Below are 22171 nucleotides of genomic sequence, written 5' to 3'. Positions count from 1 at the left end.
TTTCTTTATGGAAGCGATTTACCTTGGTTAATTACTGCTAAACAGTTATAAAATTTCAACTAATAACTTATTTTGATAGTAAAATTTATAGCTCACTACGCTTATTTTATTAAATCGCTGTATGTCTTTTTCGCTTTCACTTTCGCAACATTTTCTGTCGCTGTTTTGCTTGAACCACTGACCGCTTGATTAATCTCATCCATTTCAGCTGCCGTTAAATCACGCCATTGGCCCGATTTTAAATTACCTAACTCAACATTCATAATACGTGAACGTTTTAGCTTCTTAACTTCATAGCCTAAATATTCACACATACGACGAATTTGACGATTTAATCCTTGTGTTAAAATAATAGTAAACACAAAACGACTTTTTACGCGCACAATACAAGGCTTAGTTATAGTACCTAAAATTGGCACACCTCGAGACATTCGCTCAACAAAACGCTCACTGATCGGTTTGTCTACGGTGACAATATATTCTTTATCATGTGCATTTTCCGCACGGAGTATTTTATTAACAATATCGCCATCACTTGTTAAAAAAATTAACCCTTCTGATGGCTTATCTAAGCGACCGATAGGAAAAATACGCTCTTTGTGACCTATGGCATCGATAATATTGCCACGTACGTGCGCCTCTGAAGTACAAGTAATGCCGATAGGCTTATTGTAAGCAATATAAATACGATCTGACTTATTTTTAGCACTAGCAGAAATTAACTTACCATCAACTTTGACTTCATCACCTGCCTGAACTTTAGTCCCCAATTCTGGTAACTTGCCATTAATAGTTACGCGATTAGTTTCAATTAATTTATCTGCACCACGGCGAGAGCAAAAACCAGACTCACTAATATATTTATTTAAACGTTTTCCAGTCGTTGAACTAGTAGATGTTAAGTTATCAGTCATTAAATTGTTGGCCATTGTCTTTTAAAATATATTAAATTAATTTAGTATCGGAATTCGGTATTATACTAAATCCCGATACTAAAACCCAATAGTATAACGATCACCTAAAGCGAGACCTATCATGTTAATTTTTGCTCATCGTGGTGCTAGTGGTACAGAGCCTGAAAATACATTACGCGCAATTCAGGCAGCACTTGATATGGATGTTGCCGGCATTGAAATCGATATACATGAAGTAGATAACACACTCTATGTTATTCATGATCGATGGCTAAATCGCACGACCTCAGGAACAGGAAAAATATCTCAACATACTATTCAATATTTACAAGGTTTAGATGCTGGATTAGGCGAAAAAATTCCGACGCTGGATGAAGTGTTATTATTAGTTGCCGGAAAATGCATTATTAATATAGAGCTTAAAGGTATTAGCAACATAGAATTACTGTTTTCCTATCTTGATAATGCACTAGAGAATTCAGCATTAACTGTCGATAATATTTTACTGTCTTCGTTTAATCATCATTTACTTTATCACATTAATCAACAACGACCAGAATTTGCTATTGGCGCTCTCACGAGTTGTATTCCTCTAGAATACGCAAAATTTGCAACACAACTTAATGCCTATTCAATTCATGCTAGTGTTAACTTTATTAATCAAGCGTTAGTAAATGACGCACACAAGCGTGGTTTAAAAGTATTTGTTTATACGGTTGATGAACTCGATGATATTGACGAGATGCAAGCACTAGGTGTTGATGGTATTTTTTCTAACTTTCCCACCAGAACAAAAGGTGTATCACCTTTTTAAATGATGACATAAGTTATCATCACTAATAATTAAAAACACCTTAAACCACGTTCAGATTAACTAGAAAAAGTAACGTGCAGATAATTGAATTTGCTTTTCAATCAAGTTGGTTGAATTATCTAAATATGTACGGGCAGGTCTTTGGCTATCTATATAATTAAACTCTGCCGCTATAAACCAATGACTGCTAAAACGATAAGTATGATTTAAAGTAAATGCTTGGCCGTTTTCGTTATTATTATCTCCCACAGTATCATCATTATCTGTCACAGAAAAATCTTCTAATCGTACAGTACTCTTATGTTTTCTGTTTCCTACAATATCTTGCCATTTATATGTTAGTGAGACAAAGCCATTACTGTAATCATTATTGACAACATCCACTCCAGGACTACTTTGCATTAAAGTGTCGCCAGACAAATATTGTGAAACAAGCATAAGATTTTTTGAAACATGCCAACTCATACCTAAATGATAAAAACGCGTGCGCCAACCATATTGTCCGTTAACAACATCATAAGGTGTCGCTTTATTATTATAGTAACCGGCTGACAGCGCAATTTTTTTATGTAAAGACCACTCACCTCTAAGGTGATAGCCAATATCATCATCAATCTCTAAAAATGGCTTAGACTTATCCGCTTGTGCTGAAAGCTCTTCTCCTTCGGCTAGTGCTGGTAACCAAGGAAAAGCCCTAGCTTCTCCCCATAATGTTTGCCGACTACTAGTAGCCCAACCATGCCAAGCAAGTAAAGCACCTGAAGGGTCATTATTAACAAAAGCGGTTGCAGAGAAAGACAAATCATAGGCATCATTATTTATTCGCCCTAAGCGTGTAATTTTAAATTCAGAGCCTAGTACACGTATTTCTTCACCAATCCAAGTATTTAAAGAAGACGAATTAAGGGTATCTTTACTTGCCCATGCAAACGCATTATTTTCTAATGATATTTCAGGGTAAAAAATTCCCCCTTTAACTTGTACACGATAGCCAGCTTCATTAGGCAAACTGCGATATTTAACATAGGCTTCGGTAATTCCAACTGCGCTATCTTCCTGATCTAAAAAACTATTTAAAACACCATGAACACTCAAGCCATTATCCCATTGCGCACTAATGTCCATTCCCGCTTGAGCGACATAAAGTTGTTGTCCATCACTTACGCCAAACTTTCCTTGCCCGCCAGCAACATAACCATTATCTAAAGAATCGCTACTGCTAACCCTAAGATCGACGATGCCATGAAATTTATACTCAGCCGCTTCACTTAATTGCACAAAACACAATAAAAGTAAGCTGATATAACGATAAAAAAGAGTAGTCAGCTTAATCACGTATTAGTCTCATTATTAGTTATTGGCGCTTTAGGCTTTTTCTGTTCTAACAGCCAAGTTGTTAATTCATTCGCAGGCTTTGGCTTACTAATATAATATCCTTGTGCCAACTCACAACCATGTTCAGCTAACCAATTCAGAGAAAACTCATCCTCAATACCTTCTGCAACGACATAGAGCCCCATATTATGAGCTAACTCAATTGTTGAACGGACGATAATTTGATCATCTAAGTCATGCTCAAGTCGTTGTACAAAAGATTTGTCTATTTTTAATTCATGTACCGGTAACTGCTTTAATTGTGCCAAAGATGAATAACCTGTGCCGTAATCATCAATTGAAATTTTAAAACCATGTTCTTTAAATGCACTTAATAACTTGATTGCTGATTCAGGGTTATCAACAACCGAGCTTTCTGTCACTTCAAGTGTGACTTTCTCTGGAGGTACATTGGCGTTCATTAATGACTGACATATAAATTGATGAAAATCAGCTTCTTTTAAATTTTCTGCTGAAATATTTATCGCCACATTCAATTCAAGATCTAATGTTTTCCATGTATTAAATTGAGCTAAAGCCGTCGTAAAAACCCAACGAGTTAATGCTTTAATTTGTCCTGTTTGTTCGGCAATATGGATGAAATCATCAGGAGGCACCATACCTAAGTGAGGGTGTTGCCAACGAACAAGCGCCTCCACATGCGTGATTACTCTAGATTTCAAGTTCATTTTAGGTTGAAAGTGCAATTCAAGCTCACCTGCAGGAATTGCTTGCTTTAAATCGTTAATTAAATTTAAACGCTCAACGGTATTCACATCTAGATCAGATTGATAGACCTGTACCAACTTACCGGTATCACGCGTGTGATGTAATGCAGTGTCGGCCATTTGTACTAATGTTTTTGCATCATTAGAATGTTCGGGTGATGCAGCAATCCCCATACGAGCTTGTAATTGTAGACTGATACCTTGGTAATCAAATGTTGACTCTAACGCTGCTTGTATTTTAGCGACAATAGTATCTAAGTCTAAGTCGGTAACCAGCAAGATAAACTCATCAGCTCCTAAATGCACCAAATTTTTAAATTGATTTGTTTCACATAACAATTGTAAACGACAAGCGAATTCTTTAATCACTTCGTCACCAACATCATGCCCTAAAGTATCATTCACATCTTTTAAACGACTTAAGTTTAAATGTAATAAAACAAAAGCTTGTTGTTGTTCTGTATATTTTTTTAATATTTTTTTAAGTACATTTCGATTAGGTAGGCCAGTTAAGGAATCATGATTACCGTGGTGCTTAATTGCTTCTTCACGTTGTAATACCGCTGTCTGCATATGATTAAATTCGTCAGCCAACTGTCCTATTTCGTTATTATCGTTTAATGTTACTGTTTGTTGATAATCACCACTAGCAATAACTTTAGCTTGAGCAACTAAGCGCTTAATAGGCCGACTAATTGATGCTGCAATAAAATACGCACTGGTTAATGATACGAACAAAGTTAAGGCTGCCAGTATTAAAAATCGCCACCACTGCTCTTGTAGTAAAGCGACAAAATTAGCACGCAGGCCATACATCACCACACCAACTTCTTGCTCATCAAACTCAGTAATTAATGAATGAGTTGCAATATATTTTTCCGGGATAATTCCTTGAATCATTCTTTCAGCTAATGCTAACTCTTCAGAAGATTCCTCATCATTAGTAGAAGAAGCAATTAAGCGCCACTGACCGTTATCTTTAACAATAAAGTCTGTACTTAAGTTAGTTATATTCATAAATTCGATAGCTAATCGTTGATCTATTTGAAAACCAAAAGCAACCCAACCTAAAGTCTTTGTGCCAACGGTAACCGGAGACAAACTGACTTGATAAAGGTCTTCATCTATTGTGTATAAATGTGAAGATTGCCCTGAATCAAACCACTGTGTAAAACGAAATGCTGTACCACTTTCTACACCCTGCTGTATTTTATTACGTTCATCATCAAGAAAATGTCGTTGTAGTTGCCCTGTAACAACGCCATCAGCTGAAATCGTCATCGCTAAATCAGCATCAATACGTTTTCTATGGTTGTTTAACGCAACTAATAAACTACGTGTATCATCATTAAAAACTTCTTTTAGCCCATAATCTTTCGCAGCTGTTTCTGCAAACGCCACAAGATATTCAGAACGGCGCTCAAATAATTCAGTAAAAATAGTTTTTGCCGTGGTTAGGCGATTATTAATTTCAGCGGCTTCTTGATTTTTATTACCACTGTATAAAGTCCAAAAAGCTATTGCTTGAACCATAAGTAATAACAATACGAAAAATAAAAATATTTTATTTTGTAGGCTTCTCACTGGCTAATGTCCTTCATTATTCATAGTCTGACAAAAAATCAAAATCATCATCACTTTCTTGTAAAGGTATTCCAGCCATTTCATTCTTTAATTTAAACGAAAACTGTGAATGCGGTAAAACACTTGCTTCTTGAATCATACGATTATCGGTACTTTTCATTTGCGGATGCCAAACAACAATTTTATATTTTCCTAATTCAGTAATATCAAAATAAGCATACCCTTGCGTATTTGTTTTGGCAAAATAAGGAGTATTAACGACTAATAAATATCCACTCATCCAATCATGAATATTACAGCCCATAGCAACTTCAGCAGGCTGATTAAATTCAACCGAAGCATTGGTTTCTCCTGATTTAATTTTAAATGAAAACTTATTTTCACTTCCTGCTGAATATATATGGTGAGTTATATCATCTTTATTGACAAAATTAACATCAGAATTGACTTGAGAAACGCTAATATAAGGAGAAAAGGCTCTGCCTTCTTGATTAATGACTAAATGCTCTAGGTTCGGTTCTAACAATTGTCCATCAAGGGGTTCAAGGTATACAACAAGGTCTTTTAATGCTTGCCCAGTATTACTTTCAACCAAAATTTGCACACAATTTTTGTTCGAACTAGCATCGTTACAACGATTTTCACTGTAGCCTTTGGTAGATAGCAATGCTAGCCCCAACAACAGAAATAACTTAATACTCTTATTATTCAAGGAAGTACCTTAGTATAAATTAATTGAACCTATTATATTAAGTGTATACCAAAAAGGTCAGGTTACGAATAGTTCTTTTAAACTAATATCACTAAATCACTTTTTTCCCGTTCTTCACTAAAGCGTTTAATGGATTAACACCAAATTGATAACATAATTCTGCAGGTTGAGTTATATCCCATAGCGCTAGATCAGCATCAAAACCAATCGCAAGCTTTCCTTTTGTTGTTGCTAAACCTAATGCTTTAGCAGCATTACAAGTAACACCAGCAAGTGCTTCACTTGGCGTTAACCTAAACAAAGTACAGGCCATATTTAACATTAATAAAATAGAACAAATAGGCGACGTACCAGGATTAACATCGGTTGCTACAGCCATCGCTACACCATGTTTTCGTAATAATTCAACTGGCGGTAATTGTGTTTCACGTAAAAAGTAAAAAGCCCCTGGCAATAAAACAGCCGTCATATTCGCGGCACTCATCGCCTTGATACCTTGCTCAGATAAAAACTCCACATGATCAGTTGATAACCCATTATATTTAGCAGCTAGCTCAGTGCCACCTAAATTAGATAATTGCTCGGCATGAGCTTTTATTGATAATCCATGCTTTTTTGCAGCATTAAATACTTTTTCTGTTTGCGTAAGGTTGAACCCAATACTCTCACAAAAAACATCTACCGAATCTGCTAGTTTTTGTTCTGCAATAATAGGGAGCATTTCATCACACACTAAATCAATATAACCATCGGCATTATCCTTATACTCTGCTGGTAAAGCATGGGCTCCTAAAAAAGTACGCTTAACCGTTATAGGTAAAGTTTTCTCTAATTGTCCGGCTACTTTTAACATTTTCACTTCATTAATAAGATCCAAACCATAACCTGACTTAATCTCAACAGTTGTGACCCCTTGTTGATGAAGTGCAGTTAACCTTGGTAGTGCACTCGCCAGCAATTCCGCTTCAGTGGCGGCTCTAGTGGCTTTAACTGTGGAAATAATACCGCCACCAGCCTCTGCTATTTCTTGATAACTTTTTCCTTGTAAACGCATTTCAAATTCATTGGCACGATTTCCTCCATAAACAAGGTGAGTATGGCAGTCAATTAAGCCCGGCGTTAACCACTGCCCTTGCCCGTCAATCACTTTAACATCATTTTTATTATAATGAGGTAAATCGTCTGCCTTGCCCAACCATACAATTTTGCCATGACTAATTGCTAACGCTCCATCAAGGATTTCACCATAGTTATTCTTAGCATTACTTTGAGCGCCATTGCTTTCATGGTCACAGGCCATAGTCACTAAATTGACATTAAGCCACAGTGTTTGCCATTTACTCGGATTAGTTTCTAAGCTATTTGTTACTGCTGAATTCGTTGCTGTTGAAGAAGGAGTCATTAATAATCACCAAAAATTTACGCATTAATTGCGAATAACTCTAGCCGAGAAAAAGTAAATTAGCAATAGTTGTATATACAACTATTGCTTTGAAAGAGGAATTATGAGAACGTATATATAAGGTAAATCATACTTAAAATCGATTGGCGATATCATGGGCGAGACAAAATCAAAAAACAATAAAAAACCAGCTAAATATAGTGTTATAAAAAAACATATCTGCCATAAAATAGAATCAGGACAATGGCCTCAGCATTATAAAGTTCCCTCAGAAAATGAACTTACACAACAATTTGATGTAAGTCGTATGACTGCTCGTAGAGCGCTACAAGAATTAACTGAACAAGGGATCCTTGTTCGCGCCCAAGGCTCAGGCACCTTTGTGGCGACTTTTAAATCACAATCATCCCTGTTAGAAATTCGTAATATTAGTGACGAAATAAACGAGCGTGGTCATAAACATCATGCACAACAGCTTAAACTTGAACCTGTAGCCGTGACTAAAGAAGTCACTATTTTATTAAATTTAAAAAACAATGAACAAGTGTTCTTTTCTCAAGTTTTACATTTCGAAAATAATCAACCGATTCAATTAGAACAACGTTACGTTAATGCTAGCTTAGTACCTGAATATTTATTGCAAGACTTTACTCATATTACACCCCACGAATATTTGTCGGATGTTGCACCATTAACGGAAGCAACTCACGAAGTTGAAGCTATTTTAGCAACGGATGATGTTTGCCAGTTGCTCGACATAGATAACCACATCCCTTGCTTGCAAGTAAAACGCAGAACTTGGTCAAGTAAAGGCGTGGTGAGTTTAGCCATATTAACAACACCGGGCAATAAATACCGACTAGGTAGCCACCTCAAGTTTTAATCCTAATTATAAAGCGATTCAAAGTAATAAAGAGATAACATGACTATTAATACAACTAACACAACCAAAACTGACTTACGCCTTGATACCTCAAGAAGAATTCGCGCTGATCGTGGTACTAAAATCACGACAAAAAGTTGGTTAACAGAAGCGGCAAAACGCATGTTAATGAATAACTTAGATCCAGATGTTGCTGAACATCCGCAATCATTAGTTGTTTATGGTGGTATCGGTAGAGCAGCACGTAATTGGGCATGTTACGACAAAATTATTGAAGTACTGAATCGCCTTGAAAATGATGAAACTTTAATGGTGCAATCAGGAAAACCTGTAGGTGTATTCAAAACCCACGAAAATGCACCACGTGTATTAATTGCTAATTCAAACCTAGTACCGAATTGGGCTAACTGGGAACATTTTAATGAATTAGATAAGAAAGGCCTAATGATGTACGGCCAAATGACAGCCGGATCTTGGATTTACATTGGCTCGCAAGGTATTGTTCAAGGTACTTATGAAACCTTCGTTGCTATGGCAAAGCAGCACTTTGGCGGTAGCGCTAAAGGCAAGTGGGTATTAACCGGTGGTTTAGGCGGTATGGGTGGTGCGCAACCACTGGCAGCAACTATGGCAGGTTTTTCAGCTTTAGTAGTTGAATGTGACGAAACACGCATCGATTTTCGTATAAAAACCCGATATGTTGACAAAAAAGCCAAAACTTTAGATCAAGCACTGACCATTATTAATGAAGCCAACGCAAAAGGTGAAGCTATTTCAGTTGGCCTATTAGGTAATGCCGCAGATATTTTCACTGAACTAGTAAAACGCGGTGTAACGCCTGATGTTGTTACCGACCAAACTTCAGCTCATGATCCCCTTAATGGTTATTTACCTCAAGGTTGGAGCATGGAATATGCCGCTGAAATGCGTTTAACCGATGAAGCTGCAGTAGTTAAAGCCGCTAAAAAGTCGATGGCTGTGCAAGTACAAGCGATGCTTGATTTGCAAGCTGCAGGTGCGGCAACAACAGATTATGGCAACAATATTCGTCAAATGGCGTTAGAAGAAGGTGTAGCCAACGCATTTGATTTCCCAGGTTTTGTGCCTGCTTATGTTCGCCCATTATTCTGTGAAGGTATTGGACCTTTCCGTTGGGTTGCCCTTTCTGGTGATCCTGAAGATATCTATAAAACAGATGCCAAGGTAAAAGAACTTATTCCTGACAACCCACATTTACATAACTGGTTAGATATGGCGCGCGAACGTATCGACTTTCAAGGTTTGCCAGCTCGAATCTGTTGGGTTGGTTTAAAAGATAGAGCACGTTTAGCCTTAGCATTTAACGAAATGGTTAACACTGGCGAACTTTCAGCCCCTGTAGTTATTGGTCGTGATCATTTAGATTCTGGCTCAGTCGCTTCACCAAATCGTGAAACGGAAAGCATGTTAGATGGCTCGGATGCTGTTTCCGATTGGCCACTACTTAACGCTTTATTGTCAACCTCTGGTGGTGCAACTTGGGTTAGCATACATCACGGTGGTGGTGTTGGTATGGGCTTTAGTCAACATTCTGGAGTGGTTATTGTCGCTGATGGCACTGATGACGCTGCCAAACGTATTGGTCGTGTGTTGTGGAATGACCCAGCAACAGGTGTGATGCGTCATGCAGATGCAGGTTACGATATCGCTATAAATTGTGCCAAAGAGCAAGGCTTAGACTTACCAATGATCAATGAGAAATAAAATGAACCCAATCACTGAGTTAAATATTATCCCTGGCCAACTCACACTAGCACAATTACGCAGTGTGAGTCGTTACGACGGCATACACTATAAATTAGATGAAAGTGCTTTTAATGAAATAAATAAAAGTGCTGAAGCCGTTCAACAAGTCATTAAAGATAATCGTGTCGTTTATGGTATTAATACTGGTTTTGGTTTGTTAGCAAGTACCCGTATTAAAAACGAAGAATTGGAGCTATTACAACGCTCTATTGTACTTTCACATTCAGCAGGTTTTGGTGAATACATGGAAGATACTACCGTAAGATTAATGATGGTATTAAAAATCAATTCATTGTCTCGTGGCTATTCCGGTATTCGTTTAGAAGTCATTCAGGCATTAATTACTTTACTAAACGCACAAGTTTACCCCTGTGTACCTAAAAAAGGCTCTGTTGGCGCTTCGGGCGACTTAGCGCCACTTGCACACATGGTTTTACCTTTATTAGGTGAAGGCGAAATGTCATACCAAGACCAAGTAATTCCAGCAACAGAAGGATTAAAAATTGCAGGTCTTGAACCGATTACATTAGCTGCCAAAGAAGGTTTAGCACTACTTAATGGTACACAAGCTTCAACAGCCTTCTCTCTTGAAGGTTTATTTCATGCCGAAGACTTATACGCTGCCGGTACCGTTATTGGGGCAATTTCAGTCGAGGCTGCGCTAGGCTCTCGTGCACCGTTTGATCATCGTGTGCATTTTGTTCGTGGTCAAAAAGGGCAAATTGATGCGGCAATGGCTTATCGTGCAATATTAACGGATAGCTCTGAAATATCACAATCACATATTGATTGTGAAAAAGTGCAAGACCCTTATTCATTACGCTGCCAACCACAAGTTATGGGTGCTTGTTTAACGCAAATTCGTCAAGCAGCAGAAGTACTTCACGTAGAAGCCAATGGCGTTACCGATAACCCTTTAGTTTTTGCTAACGAAGGTGACTTTATTTCCGCTGGTAACTTCCACGCCGAGCCTGTTGCGATGGCTGCTGATAATTTAGCCTTAGCAATTGCCGAAATTGGCTCATTGTCTGAACGTAGAATGGCCCTATTAATTGATTCAAGCTTAAGCAAGTTACCACCATTCTTAGTCGATAATGGCGGCGTAAACTCTGGTTTTATGATTGCACAAGTGACAGCTGCTGCATTAGCATCAGAAAATAAAACCTTAGCGCACCCTGCTTCTGTCGATAGTTTACCAACATCGGCAAACCAAGAAGATCATGTGTCTATGGCTTGTTTTGCTGGGCGTCGTTTAGCGGATATGAGCGAAAATACGAATGGAGTGCTTGCTGTTGAGTACTTAGCTGCCGTGCAAGGATTAGATTTTAGAGCACCACTTAAAGGGTCGGCAATAATTGAGCAAGCTAAAGCCATGTTACGTAAAACCGTGAGCTTTTATGATCAAGACAGATACTTTGCCCCTGATATTGTTGAAGCGTCTGGAATTATCAGTGAGGGTGACTTAAACCAATTTATGCCTGAGCAGTTACTGCCAAGTTTCTAAACCACCTGAACTCGGTTTAATAATCTTATTATTGCTATTCTTTAGCGACAAAGCGGGAAATAAATCAGCAAGCGATTAGTTACATGAGAGTGTATCTATTATCGCTTGTGCTGTTTTAAGGGTACGAACTTCTTGAAATAAAGTATCAGCTTCTGTGTATTCTAACTTTAAGTATTTAAGCCATTGTTTAATTCGGTTCGGGTAATATTTGCTTTTATCACCGTAGGTTTCACAACGCGTATAATCAACCAGTAACTTTTGTACTTCAGACCATGGCATAACATTAGCTTGTTCTTTAATAACTTGCGCTAAATTAGGCATCATTAAAGCACCGCGACCTACCATTATATCCTGACAGCCTGATACTTCTCGGCACTTTATCGCGTCATTTAGGCTAAAAATATCACCATTAGCAATTACAGGAATATTAATGCTTTGTTTTATTTTACCAATCCATTCCCAGTGTGCAGGTGGTCGATAGCCTTCTACTTTTGTTCTAGCATGTACTGTTAGTTCATTGGCGCCAGCGGCTTCAACAGCTTGGGCATTTTCTATCGCTAGGCTTTTATCTTCATAACCAAGGCGGATTTTAGCACTTACAATAGTTTCTTCAGGAACCGATTTTCTAATAGCACTAACGATTTGATAAAGATTTTCGGGATCTTTTAATAATATTGCGCCACCACGGTTGTTATTCACCATCTTGGAAGGACAACCAAAATTAATATCGACACCATGTGAGCCAAGTTCAATTACTTTAGCAGCATTATCAGCCATACATGTCGGGTTTTGGCCTAATAATTGTACACGTACAGGCGTTCCTGCTTGGGTAGTAGAGCCATAAACGTTCGCATTATTTAGTTCAGGACAATAACGCAAAAAAGCTTTTTCTGAAATAACCTGATCAACTACGCGTATAAACTCAGTAATACATAAATCGTAACCACCAACCTTAGTCAGTAATTCACGCATTAAATGATCAAGAACACCTTCCATAGGTGCTAACACAACTCGCATAGTTACTTAGTCTTCTTGGTTATATTATTTACATAGTCGTCGGGCTTAACATTCAAATTCCCTTTAGACTTATTCTTGATATAGTTACTTATTAGCCAACACACAAATGTCGTAGCTGTGGCAATAAATAAGTGAACGAATATGGTAAGAAGCTGAGTGTTTTCTTTCCACAAAAAAACTGGCCCACGATAAGTAAAAAAAACTAAATCCAGCACTGATATATGTAACCAAATAAGAACAAACAATAATTTTAAACGATGGCGTTCAAGAAAGGTTTTAGAAAATAATTTCAAACGATAAGCCAATAACAGATGATTAACGCCATTATACTTAATCCATTTAAAGATGCGAGTTTCAGCTTACTTGTTCAGTTAAGTATTCAACCAAGCAAGTAAATCTGGGTAGAAAAATTGATAGCCTAAAGCGCGTTGAGTTTTATCACCCAACACCATTTTAGTCGCTTCATTTTTATTTTCTTGTTCAACAGCAGGTGGCTTTAAACCTAATGATTTTGCCGCCACTTGATAATATTCTGCTTTAGTAACATGTGTATCACTAACTCCCGTAAAAATAGCTGGTGCAACGGTCTGCTCGAGCAATGCTGCAATTAGGCCAACAGCGTCTTGTTGATGGATTAAATTAACCGGAGCCATAGCATTGCTTAACATTTTATTCGCTAAAATAAATTTACCTGGATGACGATCTGGACCAACTAAACCTGCCAATCTCAGCACAATTCCTTGCTTAACTGCTGATGCAGGCTGGTGCTTAGAAAAGCTTAATACTGCTTGCTCAGCCACGTTCAATATTTTTACTTTTTCTATTGTTAAATTAAGTACGCTATCTTCATCAACGTCACCGTCTAATCCGTCATAAACTGCCGTACTCGATAATAGAATAATACGCTCAACCACACCAACTTGTTGTGCCGTATTCACTAGTTGAGCTATTTTTTCAGCGTAATCTACTCGCCCTTGCCTAAGCTGTGGGGTAATGGCAATAACCAAGCTTTGCATGGTAAACACGTCATGGCGAGCAAGTATTGCTGCATCTGTAGGTAGGACTAATTGCTGAGTATTAATGGCTTGTTGATTTAACTTATCAACATTTTCTTGCTTACTACTTGTCGCCAGCACTGTAATGTTTTGCTTAATTAACGTTTGCGCTAACGCTTTCCCTAACCAACCACAACCAATAATGCCAACAGAATATTTACTGTTAAATTCATTCATATCTTTAACCATTATTGTGTTTTCTGATAAGTTTGGATTGTTTCAGTTACCTGCTCAACAATATCGTTTGGCACTAAGAAAGTTAAATTATACTGACTTATTTTCCAGCCCTGATCTGTTTGGACTAATACGCCCGATCCTCGACAATAGCCATATTTTTTGTTTTCTAAAACCTCATCAAAAAAAGCGACTTTATGCTGACTTAAGAGACTAACATTTCTTTCTTTAGCTATATATACCCAGCCTTTTCCTTGATTAAAATACGGTAAAACAAAATCAGTAAATTGCGTTTTTGTCCAACGCTCGGTAGCGTCTGTACCTAAAAATATAGCGTCATCAGTCAGTAGATTTAAATATAGTTTAGCATTTGCATCGGCTGCAGCTTGATGAAACTCGCTTAATACCTTATCGATAGCTTGTTCTTCTTTAGCATGCTGCGCTTGTGCAACAAAACTCATGCAGGTAAATATTACCCATAAATATTGAATTTTCATTGTATTTCCTTTTCTTGTTTACATGTTGGCAAAATAAAGTAACTACCAGTAAATGTAGCAGCAATATTCTCACCACAATAGACCTTTGCTACGAGATTAATACGCGCTTTTTTACCTTGTAACAAATTATCAAATTGTCCTGAAACGTCTTGTTCCACTACTTGTCCGTAGGCTAACTCTTTAATAGGAGAATGATAACGAATATTAGCCTCAGCCAAAACAATATCGCCGTTTAGATGAGCATTGTTTTGTTGTTGCTCTTGTAGCGCCAAATAAACCCAGCCCCACCCAGTTAAAGTTGCTAAGGTATAAATACTGCCAGCAAACATTGTGTGATGTAAGTTCTGATTAAAATCGGCATTACAAATTGTGATTAATTTAGTGCCATCGTAATAGCTTATTTGTAAATCCATCGCTTTACTTAACGGAATGGTTTTATGCCAAATAGCTTGTAAAGCCTCTGCTTCTGCTACTTTATGTTGAGTTGCAGCAACTAAATTTTTAACCATAGTATAATGCTTAACATCTGCAAAAAGTGTATGGGAATAGCCTTGTACTTGATAACCTAGTTTTTGATAAAATTTGATTGCACTTTCTCTAGCATTTAACGTTATTTCACTCATACCTAATTGAGTAGCTTGCGCTTCTAGGTTGTTAACTATTTGTTGACCTAATCCTAGCCCCTGAGAATTATCATCAACAGCCATAAAGCGAATTTGTCCCTGCTTTTCAGTAACTCTTTCTAAGCGCCCAACAGCCAGCACATTATCTTGCTCATCAACAACCATTCGATGAATACCGTATTTTTCATGTGCATCTTGCTCACTTCCAAGCACTTGCTGCCATGGTTTCCTTAATATTTTCCACCGTAAATGGTAATATTGCGAAAACTCCGCTGCTGTAATAGGTGCTCTTAAGGTGTACATTGTCTATCCTTATTATTTATTTTAGTAATAGTTGTTCTTTTCATTAACCCATTGGAGAATTATGCAATTAGCAAAGCACGTTGCACAAGGAAAATTAACTTATTTGAGTCAAGACAAAGAAGCTATATCAGTAAACGAGAATGAACACTATCGTTGGCTTGCTTTTGGCTGTAGCAATGAGCATAGCGAGCAAGTGATTCAAAGCGTCATGCTTAAGCGTAAACCTTGGAAATTAACCCTGCCTCACCAAACAGCAATGATGTTACCGTTATTGTTTTTTAAACCTAACAGCATGATTGAACTTGGTTTAGGTGGCGGTAATATTCAGCGCTTTATTCACCACATATCAAACAACATTAACCTACAGAGTATTGAGCATAGCAGCACAGTAATAGATTGCTTTAATCAATATTTTAATCCGCAAAATAACCAAGCTAACTTAGTGTACAACGATAGTAAAAAATGGCTACAAGAGAATACTCGTGATTATGATTGGTATGTTTGTGATGTTTATCAGCAAGAAATTCAAAGTTACAATAATACGGTCGATCAATTAGAGCATTTAACGGCGAATATAACGCCTAACACGTGTTTGTCTATCAATTTACCTGACGCCACTGATTACGAAGTTAATTTATTATTAACGTTATTAAAAGAGCTATCTTCAGATCACGAAATAATCTATTTTCATATTCCAAATTACTTAAATATTGTTATTCATTTAATACCAAAACAATGGCACATTTATAAACGAATAAAACGTAATAACCACAGCTACTTACCTAAGAATATTTTTTCTCGGTGGAAGAAGTTTTGGCGACACGGTAAAAAACTGCCTGATTAAAGCCTGTAGTTAATGTTAACTGCTTAGCGCTACTCTGTAATTCACATTAATGAATTGCAAAGTAACGAGAACAAGCCATGTAAGACACTGCCTATCATTTTGTAGGATTCGTTAAATTAATACCTTTACTCATATAAATGTCGTCATAAGCCAAGCCGCCATTACCATAAGGCTTTTTATGTGAACCAGTATTACTATTAGCAAAAAAAGTGATTAAGGCCTGCTCTCTTTTCATTCTAAACGCGGCATTTTTATAGACTAAGGTTTGTTTTGTAAATTCGCCGCCTTGCAAATAGACATCATAAGATTGTCCTCCTTGATCAGTTCGGCTGTTATTAACGACATACCAAATTTGATACCAAACATTCGTTTGCATAGGATTGGCTGAACGACCATCACGAAAATTTTGAACATTACTGTACTGACGATACTTGTTATCGCTGTCGATTTTCACCATTAAAGTACCATCATTTTTAAAGCCATTCGACTCAAATTTATCAGTAACTCTTAATGTCGGCTCAAATGCATTATAACCGGCGTCTTTAACCTGTGCTGGCGTTAAGTTACTAATGCCAAAAGCATGGTTATTAGGAAAGCTTTCTACCAGAATACGGGTATAAAAAGTATAAGTTTCTCCTACTGCCACAGGCTCTGGTAATGTTTTAATACTAAGTGCCTTACGGTTTCCGATAACGCCATCTTTGGCCGGTTTTTTAATCAGGTAATGGTTATTGTTCATCGTATCATTATCAAGACGAATTTCTGTTATTTGCGGCTTAGCAACATAAGGCTTAGTATTATTTTGCGTATCCGCATTCTGCCAGCCGCTTAAGGTTTGCTGCTCAAAGTTGTCAATTAATAACCAAGGGGAATTTTCTTGGCTAACGGAGCAAGCGCTGAGTAATACGGTAAAAGATATGATGAGTGATAACGCCAATAAATTTTTCATAAAAATGTTGTTAACCATCTTAATTATTCAAGTAAGTACTAGTCTAACAAATTTTAGCTAAATCAAAAAATGATGACATGTGTATCGCTAAATCATCTGCCAAATACAAGCAAGCAAAAACAAAAAACTCGCCGAAGCGAGTTTTTAAATCAAGACTTAACACTTAATTTTTATTTAAGCCGAGCTTAAGTTGTTTAAACCTAGCTCCGGTTATTTGGTAACAGGAAAACCACGGTCACGCATTAATGCTTTTACATCAGCGTCACGGCCTCTAAAGGCACGGTAAGCTTCTGCTGGATCTACTGCGTTACGAACACTAAATAAATGCTCAACAAGTTTAGCCGCTACATCTTTATCGTAAAAACCACCTGGTGATTGCTCAAAAGCTTCAGCCGCATCAGCCGTTAATACTTCTGCCCACATATAACCGTAATAGCTTGAAGCATAACCTTCTGAACTAAATATATGACCAAATTGGGTTGAACGATGACGCATCACCATAGATTCAGGCATATTTAACGCAGCTAAGGTATCACGCTCAAATTTTTGTGCGTCTATACCGGTAGGGTCAACTGTATGGAATTTCATATCAACTAACGCTGACGCTAAGTATTCAGTTGTTTTAAAGCCTTCGTTAAACTTCGCAGCTTGTTTAATTTTTGTAATCAACTCTTTTGGCATCGGCTTACCTGTTTTGTAATGTACCAGGTAGTTGTTGATTACTTCATCCGTTGCTAACCAGTGCTCTAACAGCTGAGATTGAAATTCAGTGTAATCTCGAACGCCACCATTCAACGTTGGGTAGGCTACTTTTGCTGACAAGAAATGTAATGCATGACCAAATTCATGGAAGTAAGTTTCTGCATCAGACCATGAAATTAATGTCGGTTCGCCATCAACACCTTTAGTGAAGTTAGAGTTATTCGAAGACAATACATTGGTTTTACCATCAAAGGTAGTATAGCTACGGTAGGTTGTTGCCCACGCGCCTGAACGTTTCCCTTTACGTGCAAATGGGTCTAAATACCATAAACCAATATGCTCATTAGATGTTTTATCGGTAACTTCCCAAACACGAACATCATCATTAAAGACTGGCACAGAGCCATCTTTGATTTCGGTAAACTCAAAATTAAATAAACGGCCTGCTACGTAGAACATAGCTTCACGTAATTTATTCAATTGCAGATACTCTTTCACTTCAGATGAATCTAAATCGTACTTAGCTTTACGTACTTTTTCAGCATAGAAGCGGTAATCCCATGGTTCAATTTTTTCAATACCATCTTCTGCTTTACCAATAACTAACATGTCCGCAACTTCTTCATCAACACGTGCAATTGCTGCAGGCCATACACTTTCCATTAGTTTAATGGCATTTTCTGGCGATTTAGCCATACGATCTTCTAAACGCCAAGACGCATAGTTTTTATAGCCAAGTAAACCGACACGTTCATGACGAAGCTGTAAAATTTCAGCAATAATCGCGTTATTGTCAAATTCATCGCCATTATTACCGCGATTATAATAGCTTTCCCATACTTTCTGACGAAGCTCACGCTCAGTTGAATAGGTTAGGAACGGATCCATTGATGAACGAGTATTCGTAATGGCATATTTACCTTTATGATCGCGTGCTTCAGCTGCCGAAGCGGCACTACTGATAAGAGACTCAGATAAGCCACCTAACTGGTCTTTAGTTAAATACAATACATAGTTTTCTTCATCGGCTAAAACATTATCACCAAATTTTGTATGTAATTCTGCTAACTTTTGATTGATTTCTGCATAACGTTTCTTTGCATCACCATCTAACGTAGCGCCATTTCGAGAAAAACCGTTGTAAGTTAGGTGTACTAAACGTTGCTGCTCTGGCGTTAAACTTTTAACTTCATCACTATTATGAACTGCTTGAACGCGTGCAAAAAGTGCTTCATTTTGATTTATTTTAGAGAAAAAGGCAGAAAGTGTTGGTGCCATTTTAGCTTGAATTTCACGGAATTCCGGTGAAGATTCATTTGAACGCCAAATACCATAGTAGGTGAAGACTCGAGCTAAGTCTTTACCCGTTCTTTCCATCGCAACGATCGTATTTTCAAATGTTGGTGCTTGTGGATTATTGGCAATCGCGTCAATTTCAGCCAGGTTGATTTTCATCGCTTCTTCCATTGCTGGAATTAAACCGGCTAATGAAACTTTATCAAATGCTGGTACACCTTGATAAGGACCTTCCCATTTTGCCAACAATAATGCTTTAGATTGCTCAACATCACTCGCATTTTCCGCTGCTGACATTACTGCTAGTTTAGCTTCAGCTGCTGTTTTCTCAACAGTAGAGTTCGTCCCCGTACAGGCCATTAAAATACTTGATAATAAAAAAGTAGATACGATTGTTTTTTTCATAGTCATCTCGAGCTAGAGTGTGAATGCGTACAAAAAAGATAAGTTTTGCTTAATAAAGATATCTTTTTTAATTAAAACCACATTAACAAGTATCTACCTATAAATAAATGGCTAGCGAAGGTATTCATCTTAAATTGTATGCGGTTAACCTTATTTGCTTTAAATGTACTTAGTTGTTTTATCAATAGCATTAAATCAAATAAATTTAAGCGACAAATTTAAACGACAAATTTAAACGACTATCCTGCTTAATTTTAATTTAGCTTTCAAATGCACTAATAATAACAACAGTCGCATTATTTAAAGCGTGAATTGCCGTAACTACAAATAAAGCATATTTTCTCGAATGATTGTCCCAGTATTGATATGCCATTGACAATAAAAAAAATAACGCAAACACACCTACCCCCCATAAAGGTACTTGTAGTGAATGTAACCCTCCCCAAACCAAAGCACTAATTAGGGAAGTATATATAATATTAGAAGTCATTTTTCTGATTAAGTAGATAATAGGGATCATTAAAAGACTTTCAGTAATAGGACCAAAAATAACTGCTCCAATAATAAAAATTATACCTAGTTCAAAATCTGGCGACTCTGCATTTGGAAAAATAAAGTTTATTAATAAAGCGACTGAAAGACCTATAGATACAGCTAAAACAGAGACTTTAAATATATATACACTGAGCGGCTGTTTAGTGTCGGCTAATAATTTGAGCAAATCTACATCCTTGAGATGAAAGCTACCGCTTTGCTAAGCGGCAATAAAATAGTTGGCTAAAATTAGCGAGGTACGAGCAAAAGCTAGCTGTTTTTTTGTCCGTTTAAGCCACTTGTTATAAAAGCCTTACTGCTTAATTGATTGGTTACAATAAGGGTGCGTAAGTTGTACGTTTTCAGAGTTTCCTACGCCACCTTCTCTAACTCTTTGTATGTGATCATAAGATACTGATTTATCTACATCTAAATAACCATTACAAATAGGACACGTAAGAGCATTATTTAAAGCTACATTAATAAATAATTTACTCTTTTGTTCATCTGTTATTTTAGAGTTACCATTTTGAACATCACCAGAAATTAATTTACCGTCCAATTGAGAAAATACAATTAAGTCATTTTGTGTTATTTCTTGTTCTTCTGATAACTTAACGACAATTTTCTCTAGCAAGTCTTTAAAAATATTAACCCGTTTATGACTAATATGTTTTTGTAAAATAGTAGCGACAAGCTCTTTATTACTAATAAGTATTGCTTCTAATTTTGCTCTAACATTTGTAAATTTAGTAAAAAAGGATTTATTGTTTTGTATTAGTTTTTCATTGAAAAGAGTTATAGCACCTAAAAACATAGCGCTTGAGTGACGACCTGTAGGACCATAGAAATATATTGCAGGGTGAAGCCCAAGGCTACCGCGATCATTTCCAGTAATTCTTGATGCTAACGTAATAGTTTTTTTCAAGACATCAAGAGTGCCGTCACCGGATAAATCTTCTGGATATTTATCTAATTTCACCACACCGTCTTTCTGATTGGAGTTTGCAATTAGGATAAAATCAATCAGTATTTGAATTGCTGTTCTAATACCTTTAGAACCACTTAGTGGTAAATCCAGAGTTTTTATCGGCTTTTTTATCTCAGGATCAAATAATAAACGGTGCAATTTAAGCGACTGCGCTTCAATAACTTCTGTTTTCTCTTTCTCAAATAATGACCAATAACGATGTCCTTTACCTGCTCGAATAATTGCTCTTGCAGCGATTGGTACAGGTCTTTTTCTATTCCTTAATAGCAACTCTTCGAGAGGATCTAAAGGAGTTCCTTTCATATTTATATTGAAGAATGATGTCTCTGCCTTATCAGTATCTCCTTTCACCCACTGCACAGGTAACCCACGAGCAGTCAAAGTGCTTAATTTTTTTCTTTGTTCAGGTGTTATATCATCACTATCGTTGTCTTTTAAAAGGCTTTGATAATAACTCCAGGCACCAATTTTTTCTTTAACAAGTTTCCTCGTTTTTTCCGCCGCTTTTTTTTGTTCAGAAGAAATATCATGCCCAAATAGTTTATGTGATATTTGCCCATCACCGTAATCATCTTCCATCCAAGCGCGGATCACGCTTAATCGATGCCCTCCATCAATAACAAATAAAAACGAAGGAGACATCCATAAAATTACAGAAGGAATTAGATCGCCATTGATATAGCACTCAAGCAAAGAAACAACTTGATCTGGTGTCCAATGGTTTGTTTCTCTTTGAAAGTCAGGCTTTCTTAGTAAAGCGACTATAGGACTACCTGAAGCTAGTTCCCGAGCAGGAATGCTATTAAAGGTTTCAAAAGATGAATTTTCATCTTGTTTGTGTGCAAAATCAGCTCTTTTGATCATTGCATCAAGGTTTACTAAATTTGACTTGGCAGCCATGTTACTTCCTTTTATTTTATTTTCTCAGATGAAAACAACTTTACGATAATACTCGGTGCCCGATTGGCTTTATAACAGCTTTATCATGATGCAACATACCTTCTTTCTACAAGAGGGTATCAATCGTCCATAATTTTATAATATATTCACATTACTCGATTGTTATCAGCAAATCAATTAG

Annotated in this window: 18 protein-coding genes; 5 read left to right on the top strand and 13 right to left on the bottom strand. The window is 37.0% G+C overall.

What is annotated here, in order from left to right; translation table 11 throughout:
* Positions 1 to 101 precede the first annotated feature (101 nt).
* Positions 102 to 914 carry a 23S rRNA pseudouridine(2604) synthase RluF gene (rluF, locus tag KO509_RS15655; protein ID WP_215974201.1) on the bottom strand — a complete coding sequence of 271 codons (813 nt, stop codon included), beginning with the start codon at positions 912 to 914 and terminating at the stop codon, positions 102 to 104.
* 121 nt (positions 915 to 1035) lie between these two features.
* On the opposite strand from rluF, the gene KO509_RS15650 reads away from it, so the two are divergent.
* Positions 1036 to 1728 (top strand): glycerophosphodiester phosphodiesterase family protein, encoded by a 693-nt coding sequence (locus tag KO509_RS15650; protein ID WP_215974200.1) that lies wholly within the window; start codon positions 1036 to 1038, stop codon positions 1726 to 1728.
* A 60-nt stretch (positions 1729 to 1788) separates the two neighbouring features.
* On the opposite strand, the gene KO509_RS15645 is transcribed toward KO509_RS15650, so the two are convergent.
* The 4 genes from KO509_RS15645 to hutI all read right to left on the bottom strand — a co-directional run bounded on the left by KO509_RS15645 (position 1789) and on the right by hutI (position 7426).
* Positions 1789 to 3063 (bottom strand): hypothetical protein, encoded by a 1275-nt coding sequence (locus KO509_RS15645; protein WP_303495282.1) that lies wholly within the window; start codon positions 3061 to 3063, stop codon positions 1789 to 1791.
* Complete coding sequence (locus tag KO509_RS15640) at positions 3060 to 5414, bottom strand: EAL domain-containing protein (RefSeq protein ID WP_215974199.1); 2355 nt, start codon at positions 5412 to 5414, stop codon at positions 3060 to 3062. Before KO509_RS15640 ends, KO509_RS15645 begins: the two co-directional genes overlap by 4 nt.
* 16 nt (positions 5415 to 5430) lie before the next feature.
* Positions 5431 to 6126: a hypothetical protein gene (locus tag KO509_RS15635; RefSeq protein WP_215974198.1), complete on the bottom strand. Its 696-nt coding sequence runs from the start codon at positions 6124 to 6126 to the stop codon at positions 5431 to 5433.
* Between the two features lie 91 nt (positions 6127 to 6217).
* Entirely contained in the window at positions 6218 to 7426 is a 1209-nt protein-coding gene (gene hutI / locus KO509_RS15630) for an imidazolonepropionase (RefSeq protein WP_215974302.1), read from the bottom strand.
* A 256-nt stretch (positions 7427 to 7682) separates the two neighbouring features.
* Here hutI and hutC point away from each other — a divergent pair, with 256 nt between their 5' ends.
* The 3 genes from hutC to hutH are packed head-to-tail and all read left to right on the top strand — an operon-like array spanning position 7683 to position 11700.
* Positions 7683 to 8411, top strand: coding sequence for a histidine utilization repressor (hutC, locus tag KO509_RS15625; protein WP_215974197.1), 729 nt, complete (start codon positions 7683 to 7685; stop codon positions 8409 to 8411).
* A 39-nt stretch (positions 8412 to 8450) separates the two neighbouring features.
* Positions 8451 to 10154 (top strand): urocanate hydratase, encoded by a 1704-nt coding sequence (hutU, locus tag KO509_RS15620; protein ID WP_215974196.1) that lies wholly within the window; start codon positions 8451 to 8453, stop codon positions 10152 to 10154.
* 1 nt (position 10155) lies between these two features.
* A complete protein-coding gene (gene hutH / locus KO509_RS15615) occupies positions 10156 to 11700 on the top strand; it encodes a histidine ammonia-lyase (protein ID WP_215974195.1) in 1545 nt (514 codons plus the stop codon).
* 75 nt (positions 11701 to 11775) lie between these two features.
* Here hutH and dusC read toward each other — a convergent pair whose 3' ends face one another.
* From dusC to KO509_RS15595, 4 genes are all read right to left on the bottom strand, one after another.
* Entirely contained in the window at positions 11776 to 12717 is a 942-nt protein-coding gene (gene dusC / locus KO509_RS15610; RefSeq protein WP_215974194.1) for a tRNA dihydrouridine(16) synthase DusC, read from the bottom strand.
* A 371-nt stretch (positions 12718 to 13088) separates the two neighbouring features.
* On the bottom strand, positions 13089 to 13949 hold the full coding sequence (locus tag KO509_RS15605) for an NAD(P)-binding domain-containing protein (protein WP_252727642.1): 861 nt from the start codon (positions 13947 to 13949) through the stop codon (positions 13089 to 13091).
* Between the two features lie 11 nt (positions 13950 to 13960).
* Positions 13961 to 14443: a nuclear transport factor 2 family protein gene (locus KO509_RS15600; protein WP_215974192.1), complete on the bottom strand. Its 483-nt coding sequence runs from the start codon at positions 14441 to 14443 to the stop codon at positions 13961 to 13963.
* A complete protein-coding gene (locus tag KO509_RS15595) occupies positions 14440 to 15369 on the bottom strand; it encodes a bifunctional GNAT family N-acetyltransferase/hotdog fold thioesterase (protein ID WP_215974191.1) in 930 nt (309 codons plus the stop codon). Before KO509_RS15595 ends, KO509_RS15600 begins: the two co-directional genes overlap by 4 nt.
* Before the next feature lie 61 nt (positions 15370 to 15430).
* Between KO509_RS15595 and KO509_RS15590 the strand changes: the two genes are divergently transcribed.
* Entirely contained in the window at positions 15431 to 16213 is a 783-nt protein-coding gene (locus KO509_RS15590; protein ID WP_215974190.1) for a hypothetical protein, read from the top strand.
* Between the two features lie 94 nt (positions 16214 to 16307).
* Here the strand turns inward: KO509_RS15590 and KO509_RS15585 are convergent, their stop codons facing one another.
* The 4 genes from KO509_RS15585 to KO509_RS15570 form a co-directional block, all read right to left on the bottom strand.
* A complete protein-coding gene (locus tag KO509_RS15585) occupies positions 16308 to 17162 on the bottom strand; it encodes a hypothetical protein (protein ID WP_215974189.1) in 855 nt (284 codons plus the stop codon).
* A 210-nt stretch (positions 17163 to 17372) separates the two neighbouring features.
* A complete protein-coding gene (locus KO509_RS15580) occupies positions 17373 to 19565 on the bottom strand; it encodes a M3 family metallopeptidase (RefSeq protein WP_215974188.1) in 2193 nt (730 codons plus the stop codon).
* A gap of 259 nt (positions 19566 to 19824) precedes the next feature.
* Positions 19825 to 20286, bottom strand: coding sequence for a CPBP family intramembrane glutamic endopeptidase (locus tag KO509_RS15575; protein WP_215974187.1), 462 nt, complete (start codon positions 20284 to 20286; stop codon positions 19825 to 19827).
* A 126-nt stretch (positions 20287 to 20412) separates the two neighbouring features.
* Positions 20413 to 21990, bottom strand: a complete 1578-nt coding sequence (locus KO509_RS15570; RefSeq protein ID WP_215974186.1) for a DUF262 domain-containing protein — start codon at positions 21988 to 21990, stop codon at positions 20413 to 20415.
* Positions 21991 to 22171: the final 181 nt, after the last annotated feature.

Origin of the sequence: Colwellia sp. C2M11 (assembly GCF_018860915.1) — a bacterium.
Classification (GTDB): Bacteria; Pseudomonadota; Gammaproteobacteria; order Enterobacterales; family Alteromonadaceae; genus Colwellia.
Note: the sequence above shows the minus strand (reverse complement) of the source record. Positions and strands in the feature narration are given on the sequence as shown.

Bases quoted from the DNA above. Each gene is read 5' to 3' on its own strand.
- KO509_RS15600 (WP_215974192.1), bottom strand. From the start codon at position 14,443: ATGAAAATTCAATATTTATGGGTAATATTTACCTGCATGAGTTTTGTT.
- KO509_RS15590 (WP_215974190.1), top strand. From the start codon at position 15,431: ATGCAATTAGCAAAGCACGTTGCACAAGGAAAATTAACTTATTTGAGT.
- hutI (WP_215974302.1), bottom strand. From the start codon at position 7,426: ATGGCCTGTGACCATGAAAGCAATGGCGCTCAAAGTAATGCTAAGAAT.
- KO509_RS15605 (WP_252727642.1), bottom strand. From the start codon at position 13,949: ATGAATGAATTTAACAGTAAATATTCTGTTGGCATTATTGGTTGTGGT.
- hutU (WP_215974196.1), top strand. From the start codon at position 8,451: ATGACTATTAATACAACTAACACAACCAAAACTGACTTACGCCTTGAT.
- rluF (WP_215974201.1), bottom strand. From the start codon at position 914: ATGACTGATAACTTAACATCTACTAGTTCAACGACTGGAAAACGTTTA.
- hutH (WP_215974195.1), top strand. From the start codon at position 10,156: ATGAACCCAATCACTGAGTTAAATATTATCCCTGGCCAACTCACACTA.
- dusC (WP_215974194.1), bottom strand. From the start codon at position 12,717: ATGCGAGTTGTGTTAGCACCTATGGAAGGTGTTCTTGATCATTTAATG.
- KO509_RS15580 (WP_215974188.1), bottom strand. From the start codon at position 19,565: ATGAAAAAAACAATCGTATCTACTTTTTTATTATCAAGTATTTTAATG.
- KO509_RS15650 (WP_215974200.1), top strand. From the start codon at position 1,036: ATGTTAATTTTTGCTCATCGTGGTGCTAGTGGTACAGAGCCTGAAAAT.
- hutC (WP_215974197.1), top strand. From the start codon at position 7,683: ATGGGCGAGACAAAATCAAAAAACAATAAAAAACCAGCTAAATATAGT.
- KO509_RS15585 (WP_215974189.1), bottom strand. From the start codon at position 17,162: ATGAAAAATTTATTGGCGTTATCACTCATCATATCTTTTACCGTATTA.
- KO509_RS15595 (WP_215974191.1), bottom strand. From the start codon at position 15,369: ATGTACACCTTAAGAGCACCTATTACAGCAGCGGAGTTTTCGCAATAT.
- KO509_RS15570 (WP_215974186.1), bottom strand. From the start codon at position 21,990: ATGGCTGCCAAGTCAAATTTAGTAAACCTTGATGCAATGATCAAAAGA.